Below are 2,016 nucleotides of genomic sequence, written 5' to 3' on the forward strand. Positions count from 1 at the left end.
GCCCGCGAGGTCGGCGAGCGGGTTGAGCGCGGCCGCCCGGCCGGCGCCGAGCCGCGTCGCGTACATGCCCTTCTCCCCGCCCCACGCGGCGTCGAACGCGGGCTGCACGCTGAGCCGGACGCCGAGCAGGATGAGCGACGCGAGCGTCGGGGCGTCGACCATCTCGGCGTGCTCGAGGCGGTGCCCGGCACGGCCGATGGCCTCGACCCCCTCGACGTCGGCGGCGGCGCGCAGGCCGAGCGCGACCTCGTCCATGGCGCGGTCGCCGATGACGTGGAACCCGCCCTGCACGCCGGCGCGCGTCACGGCCGTGACGTGGTTCGCGATCTGCTCGGCCGACAGGTACAGCGCGCCGGAGCCGTCGGCGTCCGCGTACGGGGCGCGAAGCGCGGCGGTGTGCGAGCCGAGGGACCCGTCGACGTTGAGGTCGCCCCCGATGCCCGTGAGCCCGGGGATCGCGGCCAGGATCTCGCGCGCGTCGTCGACGGTCACGCACAGCTCGCCGCGGTACCCGACGACCAGCGGCAGCCCGCTCGCGGCGTCGGCCGTGCTCGTGAGGAGCTCGACGAGGCCCTCGCGCGTGTCGATGAAGGGGGCGCTCAGCTCGTGCACCGACACGACGCCCTGGGACGCCGCGTGCGCGAGAGCGCGGTGGTACAGCGCCGTCCGCCGCTCGGGCGACAGGCGCCGGGCGGCCTCGCGGGCGGCATGGTGGGCCTCGCGCTCCACGCGACCGTCGTCGGACCAGCCCGGCAGCCGGTCAAGTCCCTCCGCCTGCGCGAGCGCGGTCGACACGACCGCGGAGTGCACGTCGACACGCGCGAGGTACACGGGCGCTCCCCCCGCGGCCGCGTCGAGCTCGGCACGCGTCGGCGGGCGACCCTCGGGCCACTCGGTCTCGTCCCAGCCGAACCCGAGGAGCGGCACGTCGGCGCCGGTCGCGGAGCGCTCGCGGGCGGCGCGGGCGACGGCGTCGAGCGCGTCCGCGAGGGACCGGACCCCGGCGTCGGCGGACAGCGGCACGCTCTCGAGGGCGAGGCCGGTCTCGAGGACGTGGACGTGCGCGTCGACGAACCCCGGTGCGACGAGCGCCCCGTCCAGGTCGACGACCTCGTCGGCGCGGGCGGCCAGCCCGTCGGCGGTGTCGTCGTCACCCAGCCAGGCCACGACGCCGTCGTCGACGAGCAGCGCCTGCGCGAACGGGTCGGCCGGGGAGTGGATGACGCCGTTGCGGTAGAGGGTCGAGCTCACATCGGCTCACGATAGGGCAGGTCAGGGCGTCGCACCCGGGCGAAATCGGGACGGATCGCCACGGGTGGGACCGTCGGCCCCGTCACAGGCCCCGCGTCAGACCGAGGAGTACGCGACGACGCCGCGCCGGACCGCGTCGACGGCCCGCCGGGCGGTGGTGCGGGTGCGCTCGTGCGGGGCGGCCTGGGCGACCTGGTCGAGCACGTCGATGACCTGCTTGCACCAGCGCACGAAGTCGCCCGCGGACAGCTCCCCGCCGCGCAGGACGGCGTCGAGGCTGCGCCCGGCGGCCCAGCGGTGCACGGCCTCGACGAGCCCCAGGTCGAGCGGCACGGTCGTCTCGATCCGGTGCTCCGCCTCGAGGTCCTCGAGCTCGGACCAGGCGCGCAGCGTGCCGTCGAGCGCCACCCCGAGCCGGCTGGCGGGGCCGCCGGGGACGTGCGGCTCGCCCTGGTCCTCGCGACGCGAGCGGAAGACGAGCGTCGAGACGGCGGCGGCGAGCCCGGGCGGGTCGAGCTCGTCGAACGTGCCGCGCCGCAGGCACTCGGCGAGCAGCAGGTCGTTCTCGGCGTAGAGGCGGCGCAGCCAGCGTCCGTCGTCGGTGACCTGCAGGGTGCCGTCGGTGCGGTCGAGGTAGCCGAGCCGGGTCCAGACGACCTGGCGGCGGGCGTCGTCGAGCACCTGGTCGACGTCGTCGACCACGAGCAGGCGAGGCCGCTGCAGCAGGGCGAGGCCGAGGCGCAGCAGCATCGCGTCGAGCTCGTC

The 2,016-nt window shown here is 76.4% G+C and carries 1 protein-coding gene and 1 pseudogene; both read right to left on the reverse strand.

All coding sequences use genetic code 11. The features are described from left to right. Nucleotides 1–1,251, reverse strand: a 1,251-nt coding sequence (locus tag HGA02_RS17670) for an amidohydrolase family protein (protein WP_168680544.1), incomplete at its 3' end; no start/stop codon positions are given. A 96-nt stretch (nucleotides 1,252–1,347) separates the two neighbouring features. Then, a pseudogene (locus tag HGA02_RS17675) lies at nucleotides 1,348–2,016 on the reverse strand (hypothetical protein); the annotation flags it as partial.

It is taken from the genome of Cellulomonas septica (assembly GCF_012396155.1).
Taxonomy (GTDB): Bacteria; Actinomycetota; Actinomycetes; order Actinomycetales; family Cellulomonadaceae; genus Cellulomonas; species Cellulomonas septica.